A 24,172-nucleotide genomic window follows, 5' to 3' on the forward strand; every position below is an offset into this window, starting at 1 on the left:
GTTATCTGTGCCTCGCGCGTGCCGGTTCGCGCGAGGTACAAGAGGCGAGGCACCTACGTCTCTACGACGTAACCTTGCCCGAGCGCCGTCTGCAAATAGGTTGAGATGGCGTTCGCGCGCATCGGCCTGCCGAACAGATAGCCCTGCATCGCACGCGCGCCCAGCGCCTGGACGACGTCGGCTTGCGACGAGGTTTCGAGTCCTTCCACGATGCATTCGAGGCCGAGGTTTCTGCACAGGTCGAGCACCGACTTGACGATCTTCTTCGACGCGCTATTGGAATCCACGTCGGTCATGAAGCTGCGATCGATCTTGATCGTATCGAACGGCAGGCGATGCACGTAGCTGAGGCTCGAATAGCCGGTGCCGAAATCGTCGAGCGAGACGTGACAGCCGGCTTGCTTGATCATCGTGAGGGCGCTGTGGGCCTGCTCGAAATCGCGCGTCACCGCGGTTTCCGTGATCTCGAAGTTCACGCGATGCGCGGGCACACCGCTGTCGAACACGATATCGATCAGGCGGCGAGCGCGCGGCGAAGTCGAGATATCGATCGCGGAGAGATTGAACGACAGGTAGAGATCGGAAGGCCAGCGCGATACTTCGCCGAGCGCTTTGCGCAGCAGCACTTCAGTGACGCGCAGAATCAGTTCGGTACGCTCGGCAATCCGAATGAATTCCTCCGGGCCGACCGCGCCTAGCCGCTCGTTGTGCCATCGCCCGAGCGCTTCCATGCCGATGGTGCGTTGCGTGAACACGTCGTAGATCGGCTGAAACTCGAGGAACAGTTCGGACTCCAGATCCGCATGACGAAGTTCCTGGGCGACGAGACTCGAGCGCCGGATGCGGGTTTCATGTTCCGTCGAGAAGATTACCGGCGTGCCGCGGCGGCTTTCCTTGCCGACGTACAAGGCGGCGTCGGCGCGTTCGAAAACCTGCTGGACGGTCATGCCCGCTTCCGGAAACGATGCCCAGCCGATCGTTCCCGTCAGTTCGGCGACATTGCCGGCCACCCGGTAGGGCTCGGTGAGCGTTTCGCAGATGCGTTCGCCCAACTCGACAAGCGTCTCGTTGGCCAGTTTATGCTGGGCCACCACGCCGAATTCGTCGCCACCCAGGCGCGCGAAGAAAATACCAGGCTCGGCAAGCGCCAGCAGTCGCACGCCGACTTCCTGCAGGACGAGGTCGCCACTTGCATGTCCGTAGATATCGTTGACCTGTTTGAAGCCGTCGAGATCGATCAGCCCGACATTGAAGCCGCCACCGCTGCTGAGCGCCTGTTCCGATAGCGCGCGCAGCGACGCGAAGAAGCTGCGCCGGTTGGGCAGGTCCGTCAGACTGTCGATGCTGGCGAGCCGGAAGTTGTCGTCGCTGAGTCTTTGCGTTTTCTGCTGGCTCATCTGCAATTCGCGCTGCGCATGCACGACGCCGGCGAACGTCCGGTCATACAGTTCGATAATGAAGGCGAGTGCGACGCCGACCAGTGTCATGTCGACGGCCATTGCGATAAAGACGGGCGAGCGCGTGGCGATCAGATACGTCGAAAAGGCCAGGATGACGATCGAGAGCAGGAGCAGGGCGGCCGCCCGCAGATGCATCAGGCAGAACACGCAGCCGACCAGCGTCGTCGCCATATAGAACGCGACTTGTGCCTGCTCATAGGCAGTGCCGTAGGGAAACAGCAGGAGTGACCAGGCGCTGAACGCGACGCCGAAGATGACCGCGAGCCAGATCAGCTTGCGCAGTTCGGGCACGGCCTTGTCATGTGTCAGAACCCGATGCCGGACGCGCCACCAGCTCACGCAACGGACGATGCACAGCGTGCAGAGCGCCCCCGGGAAATAGATGGACAACCATGCCGGCGCCGATCCCAGATGCGTGATGGTGACAGCCAGTGTGTTGACCACCAGAATGAAATAGAGCAGCGGAATCTGGCGGGCGAATGCCTGGACCTGCGAGCGCACGAGTTCAGGATCGCCTTCCGCGACCGATAGCGCCTCCCTGAATCTGGGTAACCGAACCATGCCCGTCCTTGTAACGTTTGCGCCGCACTCGCAGCTTGGTATATCGGCAATGCGAGCGGGACCTTGAGGGCGGTCCGGTGGAAATAAAGCGCGCGGCTTTAAATGAGCGGTAAATACGCCCGGAAAGCGAGCCGGTTACGAGTCATTTGTGCTGTGTCGATTTGTACGAGATTGGCGCTCGGCCCAGGCTGGGCAAGACCGGGCGGGCGTCGCCCATGTTGCAATATGGAGAATTTTCATTGTTTTATCCTTGCCGGATTTTTTATTGCCAGGCACGGCGCGGTAAGGAATGACAAATCTTTGCGGTCCGCCAAAGCCTGGTTAAAAAGGTGGCCGCAGCGGCTTTGTCACCGCTAAAGCACTGAAATTGCAACGGATTGTGATACGCCGCGGACAGCCGTAAAGCGGAAGAAATACGTAAGCACACGATTCTTATGGCACTTTGGGACAAAAAATCGTCAAATTGCCGCTGGGCGGGTGATACAAGGCTTACACCCAAGGTTTGCGCGAATATGCGCCTATGCGTTAGTGTGTCGGTCCCGGCGCAACAGATGTGGCGCCGGTTCCATGATTACCATACGGGAAGTGCTATGAACAAACAGGAACTGATTGATGCAGTCGCCGCAGCGACGGGCGAAAGCAAAGCGGCCACCGGCCAGACCATCGACGCTATCGTCGAAGCGGTAACCAAAGCCGTGGTGGGTGGCGATACGGTGCAACTGGTCGGTTTCGGTTCTTTCTCGACCGGCGCGCGCGCAGCACGCGTGGGCCGCAATCCGTCGACGGGTGCCGAGATCCAGATCGCGGCAGCCAAGACGGTGAAGTTCACCGCCGGCAAGGCATTCAAGGAAGCTGTCAACGCGTCGTAACGCAACGCGCCTTGCGCCGGAGCATCCACGCGCGCTGCCAGAGCGGCGCGGCGCCCGATGCCTCGGGTGTGAGGACTACGCGCTGCCCAACCCCGGTGAGGGTGTTAGATCGGTGGTTGGTGCGGCGCGTATGGTGCGATATTGGGCGCTTTGTCTGGTGCCCTGTTTGGTGCCTTGTTTGGTGCCTTGTTTGGTGCCTTATGCCGCGCCGCATTGTGCTTATGCCGCCGTTTTTTGCTTCTGGTTTTGCGTCGTGCACGCTCGCCTCCCAGCCGTCGGTTACGGTTGTTGGTTGCGCGAGATCGTGCAGGCCGCGTCGGCGGAGTTAACCCGCGCGCCGCTTCCGGGTCGCTTCAGCCAGTGTTTCGAGCACCGGTTCGGTTTGCGCCCAGCTTACGCAGGCGTCCGTAATCGATACGCCGTAACGCAGCGGCACATCGGCCTTCAGATCCTGACGGCCTTCCTCCAGATGACTTTCGAGCATGACGCCGATAATGCGGCGCTCGCGCTGCGAGAGTTGCTGCGCCAGATCCTGCACCACGTCGAGTTGACGCAAATGCGATTTGCCTGAGTTCGCGTGTGAGCAATCGATCATGACCTGTTCGCGCAGGCCGGCCGATTTGAGCGCCGCACAGGTTGCTTCAACGGACGCACTGTCGTAATTCGGTCCTTTCTTGCCGCCGCGCAGGATGACGTGCGCGTCGTCATTGCCGCGCGTTTCGAAAATCGCGGCCATCCCCATCTTGGTCATTCCCATGAACGCGTGACTTGCGCGCGCCGCAACGATCGCGTCCGCCGCGATTTGCACACCGCCGTCTGTGCCGTTCTTGAAACCGATCGGGCAACTCAACCCCGATGCAAGCTGCCGATGACTCTGGCTCTCCGTTGTGCGCGCGCCGATAGCGCCCCACGCGATCAGATCGGCGATGTACTGCGGACTGAGCAGATCGAGAAATTCGGTGGCCGTGGGCAAGCCGAGACCGTTGATGTCGAGCAGCAATTGCCGCGCGAGACGCAGACCTTCGTTGATGCGGAAGCTGCCATCGAGACGCGGGTCGTTGATATAGCCTTTCCAGCCGACCGTGGTGCGCGGTTTCTCGAAGTAAACGCGCATGACGATCAGCAGATCGTCCTTGTAGGTCTGTGCCGCGACCTTGAGCTTGCGGGCGTATTCGATCGCCTGGTCATGGTCGTGAATTGAACACGGGCCGACGATCATCACGAGCCGGTCGTCACGCCCGTGCAGAATGTCGGCGATTTCCGCGCGGGTTTTCTCGACGAGCGTCTGTACCGATGGCGGCACGGGCAACTCGTCCTGCAGCAGGGCGGGCGAAATCAGCGGACGTACCGCGCCGATACGAACGTCGTCGATGCGCGTGGTGTCCTGGGTGGCGTCGGCCGAGCCGACTTCCTGATCGTGCAAAGGATTGTCGATGGCGCTCAAAATATTCTCCCGGACCTTGGTATTGGGGTTATCTCACGACGTCAATGCATGAATGCGGGTGCGTCGTTGCATGAGGTAGCTGCCGGGATTATGACACTCGCGCGTGCCGGCCGGATGACCGTTATTCGAGGCGTTTGATCAGGGCCATGGCGGCTGCCGGATTGCGTTCCTTGAAACCGCTGATGACGTAGAGGTAGACGTCGCGTGCCGTGTTTTTTGCGGGAGCGGCTGCCGATGTTTCCAGGTCGCCCGGTGTCGTGCCTGCGGCGAGTTGGCGGGCGCGATCGATCCAGGCGTCGAGGGCTTTGGCCGAATAGCCTTTGGCTTCCTTGTCGCTTGTCCCCATGATGCGGGCATAGACGAATGGTGCGGTGATGTCGGCGATTTGCGGGTAGTCGCTGTCGGCGGCCAGCACGATGGCGACTTTGTACTTTCTGGCTAACGCGATGAATTCGGGGGTCTTGAAGGTCTCGTTGCGGACTTCGACTGCGTGTCTTAGTTTTTGGCCTTCTATGCTGGCGGGCAGGAGTTTCAGGAAAGCTTCGAAATCTTCCGGGTCGAATTTTTTGGTGGTGGCGAATTGCCAGTTGATTGGGCCTAGCTTCTGTTTTAGCAGCAGTACGCCGCTGGCGAGGAAGCGTTCGATTGTTTCGCCTGCGTCGGCGAGGACTTTTCTGTTTGTTGCGTAGCGGGGGGCTTTTAGCGAGAAGACGAAATCTTCTGGTGTTTCCTGGTACCACTTTTCGTAGCTTGAGGGTTTTTGCAAGCCGTAGAAGGTGCCGTTGATTTCTATCGAGGTGAGGTTTTTGCTCGCGTGTTCGAGTTCACGGCTTTGTGTCAGATCTGACGGGTAAAACGTTCCTCGCCAAGGGGCATAGGTCCAGCCGCCTATGCCGATTCTGATTTTTGCGGGTTTTGGGGATGGCATGTTTGTTGGTCCTCGTAGGTGCTTGTTTGTGGCTCCGCCGGGAAGGGTAGATTAGCGGATTTGTTTTGGTTTGGGGGTTTTTGCGCCTGCGGCGGTGGGGTTTGCTTTTTTTGGGTTTTTGCCTGCGCGGCGCTTGTTTGTCTGTTCGCCTGCGGCGTTGGGCTTTCCTTGATCTGGATTCTTTGGGCTTTCCTTGAATTCTTATTGGTTTATTAGCGTCGCCCCTGTGCGGGGCAGGCACCTACTTTTCTTTGCCTGCTGCAAAGAAAAGTAGGCAAAAGAAAGCAGCTCACCCCGCTAACTCTTAAGCGGGTCCCCCGCACAGCCACGGTAGTGGCACATCTGGAATCTGTGCCCTCGCACACTCCGCGTTCGTGACAAAGCAGTCATGCTTCCCGCCTCGCACTACGTGCTCGCCGGAAGGGGCCATCGAGAACCAGGGGCTTCGGTTGAGCGTGGTGGGGGCCATCGGCTTTGCCTCGGCGGAATGCCGAATGAAGTGCGAATGCGAAACGCGGAGGTCGGTTTTATGAAGCGCGCGTCGGCGCGCGCAGCGCCGCCGGAAGTATGACTGCCTTGTCACGAAGGCCGAATGTGCGGGAACACGGATTCCAGATGTACCACTACCGTGGCTGCGCGGGGGACCCGCTTATAAGCTAGCGGTGTGAGCTGCTTTCTTTTGCCTACTTTTCTTTGCAGCAGGCAAAGAAAAGTAGGTGCCTGCCCCGCACAGGGGCGACGCTAATAAACCAATAAGAATTCAAGGAAAGGCCACCGCCGCAGGCACACAACAATAAGCGCCGAGCAGGCAACCAAATCAAGCAAAACCCAACACCACAGACAACCAGAGAAGCAAAGACCAACGCCGCAGGCAACCAACACGAGAAAAGACCAAAAACCAAAACAGACAACCAAAGCGCCGCACAGGCAAAAAAACCTAACCCTTTGTAACCTCCTCAAACCGCCGATTAGCCTCAGCCACCTCAGCCCTAAACTGCTGCAAAGCACTAACCACCAAATCCTGCGGCCTAAGCGCCGCCCACAACACATCGATCAACTGATCCGCCGTAGCATCAATATCAATGTGCCGATTCGCCAAAGTGGCATCCCAAAGCACATGCTCCATCGGCCCGAACACCATCGACCGCAACAGCCTCAACGGCATATCGGCCCGAATCTGCCCAGTCTCCTGGCCCTGCGCCAACACCCGCATCAAAGGCGCCGTATACCGCCGCTGCAATTCAGTCAGCGCCTCACTCAACTCATGATGCCGGGCCCGGCCCTCCGACAACACCAAAGCACACAGGTCCGTGCCATTCACCAGCATCAACCGCAAATGCGTGCGCACAATAAAAGCAAATTGCTGCCGCACATTGCCGTCACGCGGCAAACCGGACTCGATCGCTTCAATGATCTCGTCGTACCAGTCGCCAATCACCCGCGCGCATAACTCGCGCTTGCCGCGGAAATAACTGAACACGGTCGCCTCGGAAATGCCCAGGCGCTGCGCAATCTCCGCCGTCGTCGCGCGCTCGTAGCCCCTTTCGGAGAACACGTCACGCCCCGCCTGCAAGATCTCTTTCACGCGCTGCTGCGACTTGCGCCCGGCCGGCTGGCGGCGCGAGGCAGGTAGCTCAGCCTTCAAGGCAACCGTCATATGAGTCCAGTTCAGTTTTGTAAGGCCAATAACGCCGATGACGTCGATCCTATCACGCTGTAGCGCCGCCTGCACCATGTCAGGCAGTTTCTGAGTAACACTCAAAAATACCTATTGACGCTTACGTAAATCTAGCGTGAAATGCGCCTTGAACGTTTCGCGTCTCGTGCGGGGCGATGAAGGCGGCTCACAAGGCCGCTGTCGTCCGCTGAGCCGCACTCGGACGAGCCGCGCCCACCCCGGCTGACCGGCCGCCAACGAACTCTGGAGACACAGCAATGAGCAACCTGCCCGGTTTGCAATTCCCGCTCGGCGAAGAAATCGAAATGCTGCGTGACAGCATCTCGGGATTCGCTGCCAAAGAAATCGCCCCGCGTGCCGCGGAAATCGATCGCTCGGATCAGTTTCCCATGGACTTGTGGCGCAAATTCGGCGACCTGGGCGTGCTCGGTATGACGGTCTCGGAGGAGTACGGCGGCGCGAATATGGGCTACACGGCGCATATGATCGCGATGGAAGAAATCTCGCGCGCGTCGGCATCGGTGGGTCTCTCGTACGGCGCGCACTCGAATCTGTGCGTCAACCAGATTCATCGCAACGGCACGGCAGCGCAAAAAGAGAAATATCTGCCCAAGCTGGTCTCCGGCGAACACATCGGCGCACTCGCCATGAGCGAGCCGAACGCGGGTTCGGACGTTGTCAGCATGAAGCTGCGCGCGGACAAGAAGGGCGATCACTATGTGCTGAACGGCACGAAAATGTGGATCACCAACGGCCCGGATTGCGACACGCTCGTCGTCTATGCAAAAACCGATCTCGAAGCGAATTCGCGCGGCATTACCGCGTTTATCGTCGAGAAGGGGATGAAGGGTTTCTCGGTTGCGCAGAAGCTCGACAAGCTCGGCATGCGCGGCTCCCATACCGGTGAACTGGTGTTCGAGAACGTGGAAGTGCCGGAAGAAAATATCCTCGGTCAGTTGAACGGCGGCGTGAAGGTGCTGATGAGCGGCCTCGATTACGAGCGCGCGGTGCTCGCCGGCGGCCCGACCGGCATCATGGTCGCGGTCATGGACGCAGTCGTGCCGTATATCCACGACCGCAAGCAGTTCGGACAGTCGATCGGCGAATTCCAATTGATTCAAGGCAAGGTCGCGGATCTGTACACCACGCTGCAGGCGTGTCGTGCGTATCTTTACGCAGTGGGCCGTCAACTCGACACGCTTGGCAAGGAGCACGTGCGCCAGGTACGCAAGGACTGTGCGGGTGTGATTCTCTATACCGCCGAAAAAGCGACGTGGATGGCCGGTGAGGCGATCCAGATCCTCGGTGGCAATGGCTATATCAACGAGTATCCGGTGGGCCGTCTGTGGCGCGATGCGAAGCTCTATGAAATCGGCGCGGGTACGAGCGAAATCCGTCGCATGCTGATCGGCCGCGAACTGTTCGCCGAAACGGCTTGAGCCATACATTGCGCGACAGCTATGCATGGGACCAGAGTAGACGCTAAAGCGTCAACTCTGGTCGACACAGGAGAAGCCTGGCAATGCCGATCATCGAATCAAAATTGAATCCTCGCTCGGACGACTTCCGCACCAATGCGGCGGCGCTCGAAGCGCTGGTCGCCGATCTTCGCGAGAAGGTCGAGAAACTCGCGCTGGGCGGCGGGCAAGCGGCGCGTGACAAACACACGGGCCGCGGCAAGCTGCTGCCGCGTGAGCGTATCGAGAAACTGCTCGATCCCGGCACGCCGTTTCTCGAGTTCTCGCAACTCGCGGCCTACGGCATGTACAACGACGACGCGCCTGGCGCGGGCGTCATCACCGGTATTGGCCGGATCGCGGGGCAGGAGTGCGTGATCGTCTGCAACGACGCGACGGTCAAGGGCGGCACCTACTATCCCGTCACCGTGAAAAAACACGTGCGGGCACAGGAAATCGCCGCTGAAAACCATCTGCCGTGTGTCTACCTGGTCGACTCGGGCGGCGCGAATCTGCCGAATCAGGACGACGTGTTCCCCGATCGCGATCACTTCGGCCGCATCTTCTTCAACCAGGCGAATCTGTCCGCGGCAGGCATTCCGCAAATCGCCGTGGTGATGGGTTCGTGCACGGCAGGCGGCGCCTACGTGCCCGCCATGAGCGACGAGTCGATCATCGTCAAGAATCAGGGGACGATTTTTCTCGGCGGGCCGCCGCTCGTCAAAGCCGCCACCGGCGAAGTGGTGAGTGCGGAAGACCTCGGCGGCGGCGACGTGCATACGCGCCTGTCGGGCGTGGTCGATCATCTCGCGCAGAACGACGCGCATGCGCTGGGTATTGCGCGCAGCATCGTCGGCAATCTGAATCGTACGAAGCAGGTGCCGGTGGCGTTGCAGGAACCGAAGCCGCCGCGCTACGACGTGAAGAGCATGTACGGCGTGATCCCCGTCGATACGCGCAAGCCGTTCGATATCCGCGAGGTGATCGCGCGTATCGTCGACGATTCCGCTTTCGACGAATTCAAGGCCCGCTACGGCACCACGCTCGTGACCGGCTTCGCGCACATCTGGGGGCATCCGGTCGGCATCATCGCGAACAACGGCATTCTGTTTTCGGAGTCGGCGCTCAAGGGCGCGCACTTCATCGAGCTGTGCTGTCAGCGCAAGATTCCGCTGGTGTTCCTGCAGAACATCACGGGCTTCATGGTGGGCCGCAAGTACGAAAACGAAGGCATCGCGCGCAACGGCGCGAAGATGGTGACCGCGGTGGCGACGGCGAAGGTGCCGAAGTTCACGGTGATCATCGGCGGCTCGTTCGGTGCCGGCAACTACGGCATGTGTGGCCGCGCCTATTCGCCGCGCTTCCTGTGGATGTGGCCGAATGCGCGCATCTCGGTGATGGGCGGCGAGCAGGCGGCGTCGGTGCTGGCTACGGTGAAGCGTGACGGTATCGAAGGCAAGGGCGGTTCGTGGAGCGCGGAGGAGGAGGAGGCGTTCAAGCAGCCGATCCGCGATCAATACGAGCACCAGGGTCATCCGTACTATGCAAGCGCACGTCTATGGGACGACGGCGTGATCGATCCGGCGCAAACACGCGATGTGCTCGGTCTCGGCCTCTCGGCGACGATGAACGCGCCGATCGAAGACACGCGTTTCGGCGTGTTCAGAATGTGACGGCGCGCTACGAGAGAGGAGCTGCAACGATGCAATACGAAACGCTGAATCTCACGTTTGCCGGTCAGATTGCCACGGTCACGCTGAATCGCCCGGACGTGCGCAACGCGTTCAACGAAACGATGATCGCCGAAGTGACCTCGGTGTTCACGGCGCTGAACGCGCGCGACGACGTGCGCGTGGTGATACTCGCAGCAAACGGTAAAGCGTTCTGCGCGGGCGCGGATCTGAACTGGATGAAGAAGATGGCCGGTTACTCCGACGACGAGAACCGCGCCGACGCCATGCTGCTGGCGAACATGCTGTCGTCGATCTATCGCTGCAACAAACCGGTGATCGCGCGCGTGAACGGCGACGCGTACGCGGGCGGCATGGGTTTGATCTCGGCGTGCGATATCGTCGTCGCGGTTGAGAGTGCGCGTTTTTGCCTGTCGGAAGCGCGTCTCGGTCTGATCCCGGCCACCATCGCGCCGTACGTGATCCGCGCGTTGGGCGAACAGGCGTCGCGTCGCTACTTCACAACGGCCGAGCAGTTCGATTGCGCGACGGCGTTCCGCCTCGGCCTGGTTAGCGAATCCGTCGATGCGGAGCAACTCGACGCAACCGTCCAGCAGATCGCCGAGACGCTGTGCGCAAATGGCCCGCAAGCGGTGCGTGCCTGCAAGCAGCTCGTGCAGGACATCGCCGGGCACGAGTTGAACGAGGCCATGATCGAGGACACGGCGGCGCGCATCGCGCGCACGCGAGCCGGCGCGGAAGGCCGCGAAGGTGTCGCATCGTTCCTCGAAAAACGCACGCCGTCCTGGCGCAGTTGACGCGCCGCGAAAGTATCTATTCCGAGGCGCATGCCGGCCTTCACCAGAACAACAGCCCGAAAACGGAACGAGACACCTCATGTTCAACAAGATCCTGATAGCCAACCGCGGCGAGATTGCGTGCCGCGTCGCTGCGACCTGCAAGCGGCTCGGCATCGCGAGCGTGGCCGTGTATTCGGATGCGGACGCCAACGCGAAACACGTGGCCGCCTGTGATGAGGCCGTGCATATCGGCGGATCGACCGCAGCGGAAAGCTACCTGCGCGTCGAGCGCATTATCGAAGCCGCGCGCGCAACCGGTGCACAGGCAGTGCATCCGGGCTACGGCTTCCTGTCGGAAAACGAAGATTTCGCGCGTGCCTGCGAAGCAGCCGGTATTGTGTTCATCGGACCGCCGGTCGAAGCGATCGCCGCGATGGGCTCGAAGGCGGCCGCGAAGGCCTTGATGCATGCCGCTGCCGTGCCGCTCGTGCCGGGTTATCACGGCGACGATCAGGATCCGCAGTTGCTGCATCGCGAAGCGGATGCGATCGGTTATCCGGTCTTGCTGAAAGCGAGCGCGGGCGGTGGCGGCAAGGGCATGCGTGTCGTCGAACGTTCGGAAGATTTCGTCGCGGCATTGGCGTCGTGCAAACGCGAAGCAGCCAGCAGTTTCGGCAACGACCGCGTGCTGATCGAAAAGTACCTGACGCGGCCGCGTCACGTGGAAGTGCAGGTGTTCGCGGACCGTCATGGCGGCGCGGTGTATCTGTTCGATCGCGACTGCTCGGTGCAGCGGCGTCATCAGAAGGTGCTGGAAGAGGCACCCGCGCCTGGCTTGTCCGCGGAAATCAAACGCGAGATGGGCGAAGCGGCCGTGGCCGCCGCGCGTGCGGTGAATTACGTCGGTGCGGGCACGGTCGAGTTCATCATGACCAGCACGGGCGAGTTCTACTTCATGGAGATGAATACGCGCCTGCAGGTCGAGCATCCGGTCACGGAAATGGTGACGGGGCAGGACCTGGTGGAATGGCAACTGCGCGTCGCCGCCGACGAACCGTTGCCGCTCACGCAGCCACAGCTCAAAATCGACGGCCATGCGATCGAGGCGCGCATCTACGCCGAGCATCCGGCGCGTGGCTTCCTGCCGTCGACGGGTACGCTCAAGCATCTGCGCATGCCCGAAGGCGTCGAATTTTCCATTGGCGAGCCGGATCGCAAAGCGCCGGTACGTATCGACAGCGGCGTGCGCGAAGGCGATACCATCACGCCGTTCTACGATCCGATGATCGCCAAGCTGATCGTGCACGGCGCGACGCGTGAAGAGGCGCTCGCACGCCTGAATCGCGCGCTGCGTGCCTGCGAAGTGGTCGGCCCGCATACCAACGTCGAGTTCCTGCAGCGCATCGTTACGAGCGAGCCGTTTGCGACCGGCGATCTCGATACGGGTTTGATCGAGCGTCATCATGATGCCTTGTTCGCGCCCGTGAAAAAGCCTTTCAAGGAAGCGCTGGCGCTCGCGTGCGCCGCGTTGCTGACGCGCGAAGGCGGCACCGCGCACGGCGCGTCGCCGTGGGATGCGCTATCGCACTGGCGCCTGAACAGCGGCTACACGCAGACGCTCGGCTGGCGCGATATCGGCGATAACAGTGACCATAACCACAACGAAAGTGGATTCACCGTCACGTTCGCACGCGACAGCGCCACGCAAACGCTCGAACACGACGGCGTGCGCGAGGACTTCACATGGTCGAACGGCACGGGCCGGCACGCATACCGCGCGACGATCGGCGATGCACGGGTCACGGGGCGCGTTTTCATCGACGGCGATACGTTCCATGTGTTCTGCCTCGGCGAGGCGCTGGCGTTCGAGTGGCAGAACCTGCTCGCGCATGCCGCGGATGCTGAAGGTGGCGAAGGCCGGTTGACCGCGCCGATGCCGGGCAAGGTGATTGCGGTGCTGGTCGAACCGGGCACGGTGGTGGAGAAGGGCACGCCGCTGATCGTGATGGAAGCGATGAAGATGGAGCACACGATCGGTGCGCCTACGGCAGGCACGGTGTCGGAAGTGCTGTATGCAGTCGGCGATCAGGTTGCCGATGGAGCGCAACTTCTGGTGCTGGATGTGGGGTAACGGCGAAGCGAGCGCGAAATAAGCGAGAAATAAGCGCGAAGCTTAAACGAGGCGCGCGTAGCCCAAAGCGCGCGCTTCGTTTTCGAGGTGTTCGATTCGTTCGTAGTCGGCAAGCGGCAACGTGGAAAAGCCCTTCAAACGCAGGTGTTTCGCGCGCTGGGGTTGCGCAAGATGCGCTGCGTTCAGCGCCTCGCGCAGCGTTTCAATTGTCGTGAGCGGCACGTTGTTGGAGGCGATCAAAGGCAATCCCGGCGATGCTGCCGTTACACCGATTTGCCGAACCTTTTGTGCCAGTTCCGGCAATTCATCGCGGACAAAAGCGAACGTCACGCAGTCGATTGCGGCGACATCCGCACGATTTTCAGCCACGGCCCGCAACGATCCGAGATGCGATCTGGTGCGCAGGACCGCGCTGAAAAAAGCTCCTTCGCGCGCAAGCGGCGCCACGGCATGGCGAAACACATTCATGCCGCTATTCGAATCGTCCTGATTGTAGGCGGCGCGCGCACCACGGCACGCCGCAAGCGAATCGAACGGCGTGTCCGTTCGCGTGACCAGCACACTCGAATAATCCGCGCCTTCGCAACCTGGCGCATCGAATCGTGGCGTTGCGACCAGCTGAACGTGGTCGTTTAAACCATGCATCAAGGGATAGCCGCAGGTTTGCGAGAGCAGTACGTTAGGGCGCCGCCAGAAGGTATGCAGTTTTTCGTCCGGCTCGACGATGCGGCAGGCCGGCGTCACCCCGCGCAAGACGTCGTCCAGGAGCGCCCGCCACGCGCCGGCAAGCGCGGGCGTCACGTTGTACATCGGCAGAGCGGCAATCCATGTCATGGACGCAATTCTGGCACATCTAATGTCTGACCATTCGGAATTCGTCGAGTCCCAGGCGCACGGGTTCGGTCTCTCTGAAGGGCCACTTGCACTCCACCACCTTCAATATTTCCAGTTGCGCGTCTTCGAACGCGACAAGCAGGTCGCGGCGCCGTTTGCTCGCCGCGCCGCAATAGGTCATGAGTGCCTCGGCGCTCACTTCGAAAACCTGTGCCCGATCGTCAAACCAGACTCGGAATGCGACGGTTGCGCATTCCGTGACACAGGGTCTGAATCCTTCATCGACATATACCGACATGGCCATCTCCCGCTGCATGCTCGAGTGGTCAGGATGACAAGCCGTAAGCTTTCGGTATGTGGGAAAACCGGCATTCGGTGTGAAAATGCCTGGTATCCGTTTTCACCTTACCGCCCGGAAACAGAACTTGTCCGCGTGGAAGCATGCGTACTCTGATTTTGCACCAGGATGCGGGAACCGTCATTCAGAGTTCTAGCGACAGACCCTGCGTTGCGGCTGCGTCGTCGGCAACCGGCCGGCCCATGCAGATGAGCGCGTGGCCTGCTTCGACCGGTGCATCGGTGGTTTCCTCGTAAGCGACGCGGCCGTTCAACACGCGCGTGGAGCAGGTGCCACACATCCCGGAGCGGCAACTCGACTGTGCCGCGATACCGCATGCCTCCGCGAATTCGAGCAGTGTGCCGTCCTTCGGTAGCCAGTGCACGGTGCGCTGCGATCGTGCGAACGTGACGGGGATGCCGAGCACATTGTTTTCCGCTACGTTTGCGGCCCCCGAGTCTCGCGTGTCCGTCTGAAGCGCAGGCGGATTGGCAGGCGTGCGTTTGACGGTTGCCGGTCCAAACGCCTCGAAACGGATTCTGTCATCGGCGACGTTGAGCGCGCGCAATCCTTCATACAGTTCGCGCATGAACGACTCGGGACCGCATAGATAGAAGTCGTAGTCGTCCAGGGGGAGTGCGCGCTTGATTTCCGCCATGTTCACTCGGCCGGGCAACGTATCGGACGGCGCGTGGGTGGCCGGGTCGGCGTGGGCGGCCAGGTCGGGGGTGCTGTCGAACAGATGCATCGAGATCGCAGGATGGCGCGCCGCGAGTTCCCGTAGGTGCGCGCTGAACGGCCGATCGGCGTCGCGTCGCGCGCCGTGGAAAAAATGCAGCGGCTTGGGCTGCTTATGCGGCTCGCGTGCCGCAATGGCGTGATGCAGCATTGCGATCATCGGCGTGATGCCGATGCCCGCGGAAATGAATACGGCGGGGCGCGGGCTGGCTGAATCGTAGGTGAATACGCCACGCGGTGTCATCGCTTCGACCTGCATGCCGGCGGCGAAGCGTTCATGCAGCCAGGCGGAGCCGGCGCCGTCGCGCTTCACGGTGATCCGGTATTGCTGCCGGTTGCTCGCGTCGGACAGCGTATAGGTGCGCGTCAGCGGTTTGTCCATGCCGTCGATTGGCACGCGGATCGGCAAGTACTGGCCGGGCTCGTACGCGGGCAATGGCGTACCGTCCGTCGACTCAAAATAGAACGAGCGGATCATGGGCGTTTCGTCGTGCACGGCGGCGATCTTGAGCTTTTTCCACGGCGATGGCGATGGCGATGCGAACGGTGCACCAGGCGAGGAGTCGAGCGATACAGCGGGTAGGGAGCCGAGTGGTGAAGCTGGCGAAGAACCGAGCAGTGAAGTCGGCGATGAACCAAGCGCTGAACCAAGCCCTGAACCCGACAGCGAACCTGACCGCGCGAACTGCGGCGCATACGCAACTTCCGACCAGCGAAACGGCAACGCCTTGCGACTGCGCCGCACTTCGGTAATGCGAAAGCGCACGAGGCGCTCGGCCAGCGGGAAGTCGGCCAGTTCCGCACCGTCCCAGACGATCTCGGCGAGAGCGGCGATATACAGCAGATCGCCGCTCGCGAAGTCGACGAACAGCAAGCCGGCGCGCGGATCGTGCAGCAGATTGCCCAATGTGTTGAAGAAACGGTTGCCGCTGAAATCGGGCGTTGTCAGGGTGGTGGCGTCATCAACGCGCACGAATCCCGGCATGCCGCCGCGATGCGAAACATCCGCGCCGCGAGCGGAGCCCGCTTCTTCGCCGACGTTCGCGCTGGCAATAAAAAAAGTGTCCGCATTGGCGAGCAATGCGCGATCCGCGTCGCTGAGCTGCGTCGCCGTCTCAACGGACGTCTGCACAGCGGTGTCGCTGCGCGCTACGAATGTCGGCGTACGGCTCTGAATATACTTCGCGCAGTTGCCGAAGCTTTGCATGACCTCGAGCACGACCGTATCGCCCTCTACCGACGACACGACGCCGTTGACGCGATTGCGCCGGCGCGTCTGCGGCTGCAGACCCAGGCCGCCGATCATCATGCCGGGCTGCCAGCGGCCGGCCAGCGGATCGCCCGGCAAAACGCCGCTGTCGATCCGCAAAGTGCGCGGGTCAGGGGACGACACGAATCCGGGTGCAGCCGCGCGCAGGGTCGCCCACGGCTGCCCGTTAGCATCGAGACCGCCGAACACCATGAAGGGCTGCACGGAGAAAAACTGCCGATGCTGATCCGGCATATAGCGGCGAATGCCGTGACGACCGCTCGACTCCGCCTCCTCGCTCACGCCTGCACGCCGCTGCACCATGCGTTCGGCGGCGTGAAACGGCGAGTCGGCAGCGTCCCAACCTCGGGGCGTGCTGGTGGCGTGTTGAGACATGGCGGGCTCGGGTTGTTGCTGCGTGCGTTGTGTCTTCGCTCAGTCGGCGAGCAGTCCCGCTTTCGTCGCGGGCATCGTAATGAAGCGCGGCAGCGCTTCGACACGACGCAGCCATGCGCGGATGTTCGGGTACGGTTCAAGCGATACGCCGCCTTCCGGCGCATGGGCGATGTAGGTATGCGCGGCGATGTCGGCAATGCTCACGTGGTCTCCTGCAGCGAAAGGTTTGCTGGCAAGCTCCGCGTCGAGCACGTCGAACAGTTTGACGGCAATTTTCTGCGCGGTTTCGAGATTGAGGGGCGCGTCGAATACCGTCACCAGCCGCGCGGCGCACGGCCCGTAAGCAATCTGGCCGGCCGCGAGCGAAAGCCACCGTTGCACCGCAGCGGCGCCGAGCGCGTCTTCCGGCAGCCATGACGGGTCGCCATAGCGTTTCGCCAGATAGACGAGGATCGCATTGGAATCGAACAGCACCGTGTCGCCGTCTTCGATTGTCGGCACCTGACCGAACGGGTTGAGCTTCAGATATTCGGGGCGGCGATTGTCGCCGGCACGCATGTCCAGCTCGACCACTTCAAAAGGCAGATCGAGCAAGGTCAGGAACAACTTGACGCGGTGTCCGTGCCCGGAGAGGAGCGTGGTGTAAAGGCGGATCGGCTGGGCGGGTTTGGCGGCAGACATCGAAAGCTCCTGAGTCGGGAAACGCCGGCAATCGCCGGCTGGAATAAGACAAGCCTACCGATCCGCAGCGCCGGGCAGAAGCCTGCTAAGCTGGAAAACATAATCAATCGAAGATGGACAATCGGCGAATGGCAGATATACGGGACGTCAATCTGAACCGCCTTGCGATTTTCGTCGCAGTGGTCGACGCGGGTTCCATGACGGCAGCGGCGGCGCGCCTCGGACTCACGAAAACCATGGTCAGCACGCATTTACAGCGGCTCGAACGCGAGATCGGCGCAGGCCTGCTCGTCCGGACGACGAGGCGGCTTAGTGTGACTGAAAGCGGGCGCGCGTTCTACGAAGCAAGTTGCAAGATCCTGCAGGCGGCCGAAGAAGCGCTATCGGCCGTGTCGGGCGAATCGGCGCCGTTGCGCGGCACCTTGCGCGTGAGTGCGCCGATCGATTACGGGTCGTTGGTGGTGGCGCCGGCGCTCGTCGAGATGCGCAGCGCGTATCCGGAGCTCGATATCGAACTCGTTTGCAACGATCACTATGTGGATCTGATCGCGGAAGGCATCGACGTCGCGATCCGGTTGGGGCAGCTTGCCGACTCGGGCTACCGGGCCGTGAAAATCGGCGGGTTCGTCAAATGGATCGTCGCGAGTCCGGCATTCATCGACACGTGGGGCAAGCCAAAGACGCCGGCTGCGCTCGCCGCTCTGCCGCATGTCGCATTGTCGGTTCTGCCGCACCCGTTGACGCTCGAACTGCAGCGTGAGAAAGGCGCAAAACAAAGCGTACGGTGCGAAAACGCGATGCTGGTGAACGCGGCCGATGCAGCCCGCGCAGCGACGCTCGCAGGCGGCGGCTTCGGCTTGCTGACGGATTTTTCGATTTCGGCGGACGTGGCGGCAGGCCGGCTGGTCCGGTTGTTGCCCGCCTGGGCCGGCAAGCCCAAGGGCATCTACGCGGTGTTTCCGCCTACCCGTTATCCGACGGCAAAGGTGCGCGCGTTGATCGACGTGATCAGAAGAAGGCTTGAGCCGCAGGTGTTCGGCTAGCGCTGAGCACATTTTCGCTTTCTGGATGTAAGGCGTGACGTATCGGGATCGCACGAACCGTCTCGCCCGTCCGGTAAAGCTTCGATAGGCCTCTTCGATTGCCCCTTTTCCCCACGAACCGGCCTCTGCCCAGCACGCCGGTTCGTGCGATTCCGATACGTCACCGTGCGAATCCTAAAGCACGCCCGGACGAGCCGCGACACCATGGTCGAAGTCAACCCGAGGCCGCCGGCACACGTGCCTGCATGCCTCGCCGCCACCGGGAGGCAGCATGACCACCGCAGCAGACTACCTGGTCGACGCCCTGACGCACGTCGGCGTGAAGCGCATTTATGGCGTCGTCGGCGACTCGCTGAATGGCATCTCCGATTCGCTCAGGCGTTCCGGCGAAATCGACTGGATCCACGTGCGGCACGAGGAAGGCGCAGCCTTCGCGGCCGGTGCGGAAGCGCATCTCACCGGTCAACTGGCGGTATGCGCGGGCAGTTGCGGGCCGGGCAACCTGCACCTGATCAACGGGCTGTTCGATTGCCATCGCAGCGGTGTGCCCGTGCTCGCGATCGCCGCGCACATTCCCAGCTCCGAGATCGGCATCGATTACTTTCAGGCGACGCATCCGGAAATCCTGTTCAAGGAGTGCAGCCATTACGTGGAACTCGTGTCCCACGTCGACCAGTTGCCGCAGATCCTGACCCGCGCAATGCGCGCCGCGGTCGGGCGGCGCGGCGTGGCGGTCGTCGTGATTCCGGGCGACGTCGCGCTGTCGCCGACTACGGCCAAGGTCGCGCCGTGGCTGGTGCCGTCGGCGCCGCCCGTGCTGCGTCCCGCCGACGAAGATATCGCGCGCCTCGCGGACGTGCTGCACGCGGCATCGCGCGTGACGCTGATGTGCGGCGCGGGTTGCGCGGGCGCGCACGACGAAGTGGTCGAGCTCGCGAAGCGCCTGAAGGCGCCGATCGTGCACTCGCTGCGCGGCAAGGAGCACATCGAACATGACAACCCGTACGACGTCGGCATGACGGGCATGGTGGGATTCGCGTCGGGCTACGCCGCGATGAAGGCGTGCGACATGCTGCTGCTGCTCGGCACCGATTTTCCTTACCGGCAGTTCTATCCGGAAGACGCCACGATCGCGCAGATCGACGTGCGCCCCGAAGCGCTCGGCAACCGCTGTTCGCTGGATATCGGCCTTGTCGGCACGGTCAAGGACACGCTCGCCGCGCTGCTGCCTATCCTCAAGGAAAAGACCGATTCATCGCACCTCGACAGCGCGCTCGCGCATTACCAGAAGGCGCGTAAGGATCTCGACTCGCTTGCCGAGAGCAATCCGTCGAGCACGACGATCCATCCGCAGTATGTGACGCGGCTCGTGAGCCAGCTCGCGGCCGACGACGCGATCTTCACCTGCGACGTCGGCACGCCGATCGCCTGGACGGCGCGTTATCTGAAGCTGAACGGCCGGCGCCGGCTGATCGGTTCGTTCAATCACGGCTCGATGGCGAACGCGATGCTGCATTCGATCGGCGCTCAGGCCGCGTATCCCGGCCGCCAGGTAATCTCGATGTCCGGCGACGGCGGCTTCACGATGATGATGGGCGACTTCATCACGCTGGTTCAGGCGAAGCTGCCGGTGAAGGTGATCGTACTGAACAACGGCACGCTCGGCTTCGTGGAGATCGAAATGCGCGCGTCGGGCTTCGTCGATACCGGCACCGACCTCGTCAATCCGAACTTCGCGCGCATGGCCGAAGCGATGGGCGTGAAGGGCATTCGCGTCGAGAAGCCGCAGGAACTCGAAGGTGCGATCGCGGCAGCGCTCGCTCACGACGGGCCCGCGCTCGTCGACGTGGTCAGCGCGCGTCAGGAGCTGATCATGCCGCCGAAGACCACCGTCGACGAAGCCTGGCATTTCGGCCTCTTCATGATGAAGGCGGTGATGGACGGCCGTGGCGGCGAGTTGATCGATCTTGCGAAAGTGAACCTGACGCGCTGAACCGCGGTATCCGGGAATGTCTAGTGCGCCCGGATCGCGCGCGTTGCTGACCTGTAATGCTTCATTGCCTGCCATCAGGGAGAGACGGCGATGTGGAGTGGTGTGCGCCATAGGCGCCATGCGTGGACGCTTCCGATGTCGTGCGCGACGTTGACGCTGACTGGCTGTAGCGACGCGCCGTCGATCGGCGTGCTGGGCGCGTATTTTCCGGACTGGCTGTTCTGCATTGTGGGCGGCGTGCTGCTGGTCGCGTGTGTGCACGTGCTGCTGTCGAAGAGCGGCCGCGGCGCCTGGCTCACGCCGCCCGCGATCGTCTACCCGGCGCTGACGGTGCTGTTTTCGATCGCGCTGTGGGTAGCAGGCTTCAACCTTTAACTTCTGATCGACCGTGACACCATGACCGCTGCTCAAAGCACGGACGCAGGCAAGCAGCGTCCGCGAACCTGGCCCGCCATCCTGTTGATCGTGCTGGCCGTGATCGCGATTATCGCCGTGATCTGGCGCGTGGATACCGCGCCGCGCACCGACGACGCCTATGCGTACGCCGACACGATCGGCGTCTCGCCCGAAGTCAGCGGCAAGATCGTCACGCTCGCGGTGCGCAACAACCAGGCGGTGAAGCAGGGCGATCTGCTGTTCGAGATCGACCCGCGCCCCTATCAGTTCGCGTTGCAGCGCGCGCAGGCGGCGCTCGCGCAACTCGATGCGCAGATTCCACTGACGCAGCGCACCGTCAACGCGCAAGTCTTCAACGCTGACGCCGCGAAGTCGTCAGTCGTGCGCGCGCAGACCGCCGCGAAGCAGGCGGGAGACACGCTGGCGAGAATGGAGCCGCTGATCGGCAAGGGCTACATTTCCGCCGACGATCTGGACCGCGCGCGCACCGCGTACCGCGCCGCGCAGGCGGAGCTCGCGGCCGCGCAGGCCCAGGCGCGCCAGGCGGAGGCAGGCGTCAGCAGCGTCGCCGCGCTGGTCGCGCAGCGCGCCGTGCTGACGGCCGAAATCTCGACGGCGCAACTCAACCTGGAATATGCGACTGTGCGCGCGCCGTTCGACGGCCGCGTCGTCGAGTTGCGCACGTCGGTCGGGCAATTCGTGTCCGCGCAAAAGCCGGTCTTCACGCTGATCGATACGCGGCACTGGTACGTGATCGCCAATCTGCGCGAGAACGAGCTCGGCAACATCCGGCCCGGCACTCGCGCGACCGTTTACCTGATGAGCAATACCGGCATCCGTTTCAGCGGGTCGGTCGATTCGGTCGGGTTCGGCGTCGATCCGCAAGATGGCGGTAGCACCGCGAACGGTCTGCCGAATATTCAGCGCAGCATCAATTGGGTGCACGTTGCACAGCGCTTTCCTGTGAAGATCCTGGTCGATCATCCCGATCCGCAGTTGTTCCGGATCGGCACGTCCGCTGTCGCCGTGCTGCAGCCCGAACGTCGTGACAACAATCGTGACAATCGCGCGACGTCCAATGGAGCGCCGTCATGAGCGGGCTCGACGGCGTCGGGCGCCGTCTCGCTTGGCCGCGGCCGCTCGAACAACTGGCGGGCTTCCTGCGTTCGGAGCTTGGCGGGTTTCCGGGGCGCGCCAACGTGGCCATGCGCAGCGTACTCGGCTGCGCGATCGCGATTGTCGTGTCGATGACCTTGCAGGTGCCGGAGCTGGCGTTGTCGCTGATCGCGGTGTTCTTCGTCACGCAGTCGAACATCGTGCTGACCCGCCTCGTCGCATTGTTGGCCGTGATCGGCACGACCTGCGCGATCGCCTGCATCATCGGCGTCTACAAGCTGACGTTCGACTACCCGCTGCTGCGCATCGTCATCGCAAGCGCCATTTTTTTCTGCAGCGCTTATCTGATGCGGGCCGTGGCGAAACTGGGGCTGGTGTTCTTTCTCGTCTCGCTGATCGTGATTTACGCGCAGACCTTCGTCGATCAGACCGATAACGCGGAAGCGCTGGTGCGTAACTGTCTGTGGGTGTGGGTGGCGGTCAACTACCCGATTGTCCTGTCGCTGATCATCAACACGCTGTTTCTGCCGGCCGAACCGGAGCAGCAGTTGCGCGCCGCCATGCAACGGCAGCTTGCGACGGCACGTGCGCGGCTTGCTGTGATGATCGACGCGAATGCGCCGGCCGCGCACATCGGCCCGCTCGATCTCGAGCGCGGCGCCCTGGCGTTGCAGAAGCTGTTGCGCTTTTCGACCATGCGTCACCACTACAGCGAGGAAGATGCCTCGGCGTGGCTGGCCTGCGTGACCGTGGTGTCGCGCATCTTCGAAGCTGCGGCGGTGCTGCCTGAGCATGCGGCCGCGCGCGACGCCGGGCAGATCGACGCCATCCGCGTGGTGCAGGACGAACTCGTTTCGCTCGATCACGCGATTGGCGACAACGCGCAATGGCGGCATTGGGGCGCATCGCGTCAGGCGTCGGTGTCGACCGCCATACCCGCGCTCGACGCGATACAACGCGCGCTCAACGTGTTCTCCGAGGCCACGCGGCGTGCCGTCGCGCCGACGCCGGAAGATGCGGCCGCAGGCAGTGCAGCGGATAAGAGGGAAAAAGCGGAAAAAGCGGAAAAAGCGGAAAAAGCGGAGCAGGCGGCGGAAGCGGAAAAAGCGGAGAAAGCGGAGTCGGCGACGAAAGCGGCGAAAGCGGCGGCGCGTCCCGCGCAGCCCGAACCGGACGTCTTCGCGAATCCGCGTTACGCGCGCTTCGCGCTGCGTACGCTGTTCTCGGTGCTGATCTGCTACGTGTTCTACAACGCGGTGAACTGGCCGGGTATCCACACGATCATGCTGACGTGTCTCGTGGTCGCGCTGCCGAGCCTCGGCGCATCGAGCCGCCAGGGCGTGCTGCGGATCAGCGGTGCGCTGATCGGCACTGCACTGGCGCTGTTCATGGTTGCGTTCGTGATTCCTCAACTGGAAAGCGTGACGGGGCTGCTGCTGATGAGCCTGCCCGTGATCGCGCTCGGCGCCTGGGTGGCGGCGGGTTCCGAACGGATCAGCTATGCAGGAATCCAGATCATGTTTACGTTTTCGCTGGCCTTGCTCGAATCGTTCTCGCCGCCGTCGGATCTCACCGAGATCCGCGACCGGATCGTCGGCATCGTCCTGGGTGTCGGCGTCGCCACCTTCATCCAGATGTCGCTGTGGCCGGAACGCGAATCGGATGGCCTGCGTGCACAACTGACGTCGATCTTGCGCAAGATCGCGGCGCTGGCGCGTATCGAGGCGAAGGCGGTGCAGAGCGGCCCGAGCGCGGCGGATGCTGCAGCGGTGGTTGACGCGTGGGCCATGGTCGCCGATTGTGAAATGGCGCTCGCGCGCGTCGCGCTCGAACCCGACTGGCGCGAGGGAGAGACGACACGTATTACGCTGCTGTCGCAGACGGTGCTTGCGCAGAGCCGCGCGCTGCTTGTCGCGCTCGAAGCGTTTCACCATGAGGCGATGATCGATGCGTCGGCAGGCACGCCGATGGAGCGCGCAGTGAAGTTTCAGTCGGATGTGGCGGACGCGCTGGAGCGATACGCGTCACAGCTCGCGGCCGAGCCACCGGCCGCGATGATGCCGGCACGGCTCGACCTGAGCGGATTGCGCGCCGCGCTGCCGCCGGCAGGGGCGGCGGAGACGGCAGCCGGGCAAACGCTGGAGCGGCTCGCGCAACGCATTGACGCCGCGCTTGCCGGGTTGCCACGCTGGTCGCCCGATGAACGTGCATCCGGCGATTTCGCGAGTGCGGGGTGATCGGCGATGACGCACTTCGCTTGCATCCTGCGCCGCGTGCTGCGCTTAACGTGCTTACTGGGCTTACCGGGCTTACTTAGCCGGTGGCGCCTGACGCGCACGCCGGCCGTACGACTGGCCACGCGGCCAGTCAATCTATTGGGCACACAACCCG

Annotated in this window: 18 protein-coding genes; 10 read left to right on the plus strand and 8 right to left on the minus strand. The window is 62.3% G+C overall.

Features of this window, described 5'->3' with window-relative positions; all coding sequences use genetic code 11:
* Positions 1 to 53: 53 nt before the first annotated feature.
* Entirely contained in the window at positions 54 to 2,021 is a 1,968-nt protein-coding gene (locus ACOSV0_RS27195) for a putative bifunctional diguanylate cyclase/phosphodiesterase (RefSeq protein ID WP_434115347.1), read from the minus strand.
* Between the two features lie 590 nt (positions 2,022 to 2,611).
* Here ACOSV0_RS27195 and ACOSV0_RS27200 point away from each other — a divergent pair.
* Positions 2,612 to 2,890, plus strand: coding sequence for an HU family DNA-binding protein (locus tag ACOSV0_RS27200; protein ID WP_006049832.1), 279 nt, complete (start codon positions 2,612 to 2,614; stop codon positions 2,888 to 2,890).
* Positions 2,891 to 3,215: 325 nt separating this feature from the next.
* Here the strand turns inward: ACOSV0_RS27200 and ACOSV0_RS27205 are convergent, their stop codons facing one another.
* The 3 genes from ACOSV0_RS27205 to ACOSV0_RS27215 form a co-directional block, all read right to left on the minus strand.
* Entirely contained in the window at positions 3,216 to 4,334 is a 1,119-nt protein-coding gene (locus ACOSV0_RS27205; RefSeq protein WP_434115351.1) for a 3-deoxy-7-phosphoheptulonate synthase, read from the minus strand.
* A 121-nt stretch (positions 4,335 to 4,455) separates the two neighbouring features.
* A complete protein-coding gene (locus tag ACOSV0_RS27210) occupies positions 4,456 to 5,262 on the minus strand; it encodes a DUF72 domain-containing protein (protein WP_434115353.1) in 807 nt (268 codons plus the stop codon).
* 937 nt (positions 5,263 to 6,199) lie between these two features.
* Complete coding sequence (locus ACOSV0_RS27215; protein ID WP_434116165.1) at positions 6,200 to 6,919, minus strand: TetR/AcrR family transcriptional regulator; 720 nt, start codon at positions 6,917 to 6,919, stop codon at positions 6,200 to 6,202.
* Positions 6,920 to 7,197: 278 nt separating this feature from the next.
* On the opposite strand from ACOSV0_RS27215, the gene ACOSV0_RS27220 reads away from it, so the two are divergent.
* The 4 genes from ACOSV0_RS27220 to ACOSV0_RS27235 all read left to right on the plus strand — a co-directional run bounded on the left by ACOSV0_RS27220 (position 7,198) and on the right by ACOSV0_RS27235 (position 12,998).
* Positions 7,198 to 8,379 carry an isovaleryl-CoA dehydrogenase gene (locus tag ACOSV0_RS27220; RefSeq protein ID WP_115777137.1) on the plus strand — a complete coding sequence of 394 codons (1,182 nt, stop codon included), beginning with the start codon at positions 7,198 to 7,200 and terminating at the stop codon, positions 8,377 to 8,379.
* Positions 8,380 to 8,462: 83 nt separating this feature from the next.
* Complete coding sequence (locus tag ACOSV0_RS27225; RefSeq protein ID WP_434115355.1) at positions 8,463 to 10,070, plus strand: carboxyl transferase domain-containing protein; 1,608 nt, start codon at positions 8,463 to 8,465, stop codon at positions 10,068 to 10,070.
* A 29-nt stretch (positions 10,071 to 10,099) separates the two neighbouring features.
* Positions 10,100 to 10,885 (plus strand): enoyl-CoA hydratase/isomerase family protein, encoded by a 786-nt coding sequence (locus ACOSV0_RS27230; RefSeq protein WP_434115357.1) that lies wholly within the window; start codon positions 10,100 to 10,102, stop codon positions 10,883 to 10,885.
* 79 nt (positions 10,886 to 10,964) lie between these two features.
* On the plus strand, positions 10,965 to 12,998 hold the full coding sequence (locus tag ACOSV0_RS27235) for an acetyl/propionyl/methylcrotonyl-CoA carboxylase subunit alpha (RefSeq protein WP_434115359.1): 2,034 nt from the start codon (positions 10,965 to 10,967) through the stop codon (positions 12,996 to 12,998).
* 42 nt (positions 12,999 to 13,040) lie between these two features.
* Here ACOSV0_RS27235 and ACOSV0_RS27240 read toward each other — a convergent pair whose 3' ends face one another.
* From ACOSV0_RS27240 to ACOSV0_RS27255, 4 genes are all read right to left on the minus strand, one after another.
* A complete protein-coding gene (locus ACOSV0_RS27240; RefSeq protein ID WP_434115361.1) occupies positions 13,041 to 13,832 on the minus strand; it encodes a phosphate/phosphite/phosphonate ABC transporter substrate-binding protein in 792 nt (263 codons plus the stop codon).
* Positions 13,833 to 13,851: 19 nt separating this feature from the next.
* On the minus strand, positions 13,852 to 14,130 hold the full coding sequence (locus ACOSV0_RS27245) for a DUF1488 family protein (RefSeq protein WP_434115363.1): 279 nt from the start codon (positions 14,128 to 14,130) through the stop codon (positions 13,852 to 13,854).
* Between the two features lie 184 nt (positions 14,131 to 14,314).
* Entirely contained in the window at positions 14,315 to 16,552 is a 2,238-nt protein-coding gene (locus tag ACOSV0_RS27250; protein WP_434115365.1) for a pyridoxamine 5'-phosphate oxidase family protein, read from the minus strand.
* Between the two features lie 39 nt (positions 16,553 to 16,591).
* The gene (locus ACOSV0_RS27255; RefSeq protein ID WP_434115367.1) at positions 16,592 to 17,233 is read right to left on the minus strand and encodes a glutathione S-transferase family protein; all 642 of its coding nucleotides are present in this window, start codon (positions 17,231 to 17,233) and stop codon (positions 16,592 to 16,594) included.
* A 128-nt stretch (positions 17,234 to 17,361) separates the two neighbouring features.
* Between ACOSV0_RS27255 and ACOSV0_RS27260 the strand changes: the two genes are divergently transcribed.
* From ACOSV0_RS27260 to ACOSV0_RS27280, 5 genes are all read left to right on the plus strand, one after another.
* A complete protein-coding gene (locus ACOSV0_RS27260) occupies positions 17,362 to 18,276 on the plus strand; it encodes a LysR family transcriptional regulator (protein ID WP_434115368.1) in 915 nt (304 codons plus the stop codon).
* A gap of 271 nt (positions 18,277 to 18,547) precedes the next feature.
* Positions 18,548 to 20,269, plus strand: coding sequence for a ubiquinone-dependent pyruvate dehydrogenase (poxB, locus tag ACOSV0_RS27265; protein ID WP_434115370.1), 1,722 nt, complete (start codon positions 18,548 to 18,550; stop codon positions 20,267 to 20,269).
* 135 nt (positions 20,270 to 20,404) lie between these two features.
* The gene (locus ACOSV0_RS27270) at positions 20,405 to 20,644 is read left to right on the plus strand and encodes a YtcA family lipoprotein (protein ID WP_434115372.1); all 240 of its coding nucleotides are present in this window, start codon (positions 20,405 to 20,407) and stop codon (positions 20,642 to 20,644) included.
* A 21-nt stretch (positions 20,645 to 20,665) separates the two neighbouring features.
* Positions 20,666 to 21,760 carry a multidrug transporter subunit MdtN gene (gene mdtN / locus ACOSV0_RS27275; protein ID WP_434115373.1) on the plus strand — a complete coding sequence of 365 codons (1,095 nt, stop codon included), beginning with the start codon at positions 20,666 to 20,668 and terminating at the stop codon, positions 21,758 to 21,760.
* Positions 21,757 to 24,018, plus strand: a complete 2,262-nt coding sequence (locus ACOSV0_RS27280; protein WP_434115375.1) for an FUSC family protein — start codon at positions 21,757 to 21,759, stop codon at positions 24,016 to 24,018. The genes mdtN and ACOSV0_RS27280 overlap by 4 nt, the downstream gene beginning before the upstream one ends.
* Positions 24,019 to 24,172 lie beyond the last annotated feature (154 nt).

The organism is Paraburkholderia caffeinilytica, assembly GCF_051027425.1.
GTDB lineage: Bacteria > Pseudomonadota > Gammaproteobacteria > Burkholderiales > Burkholderiaceae > Paraburkholderia > Paraburkholderia caffeinilytica_A.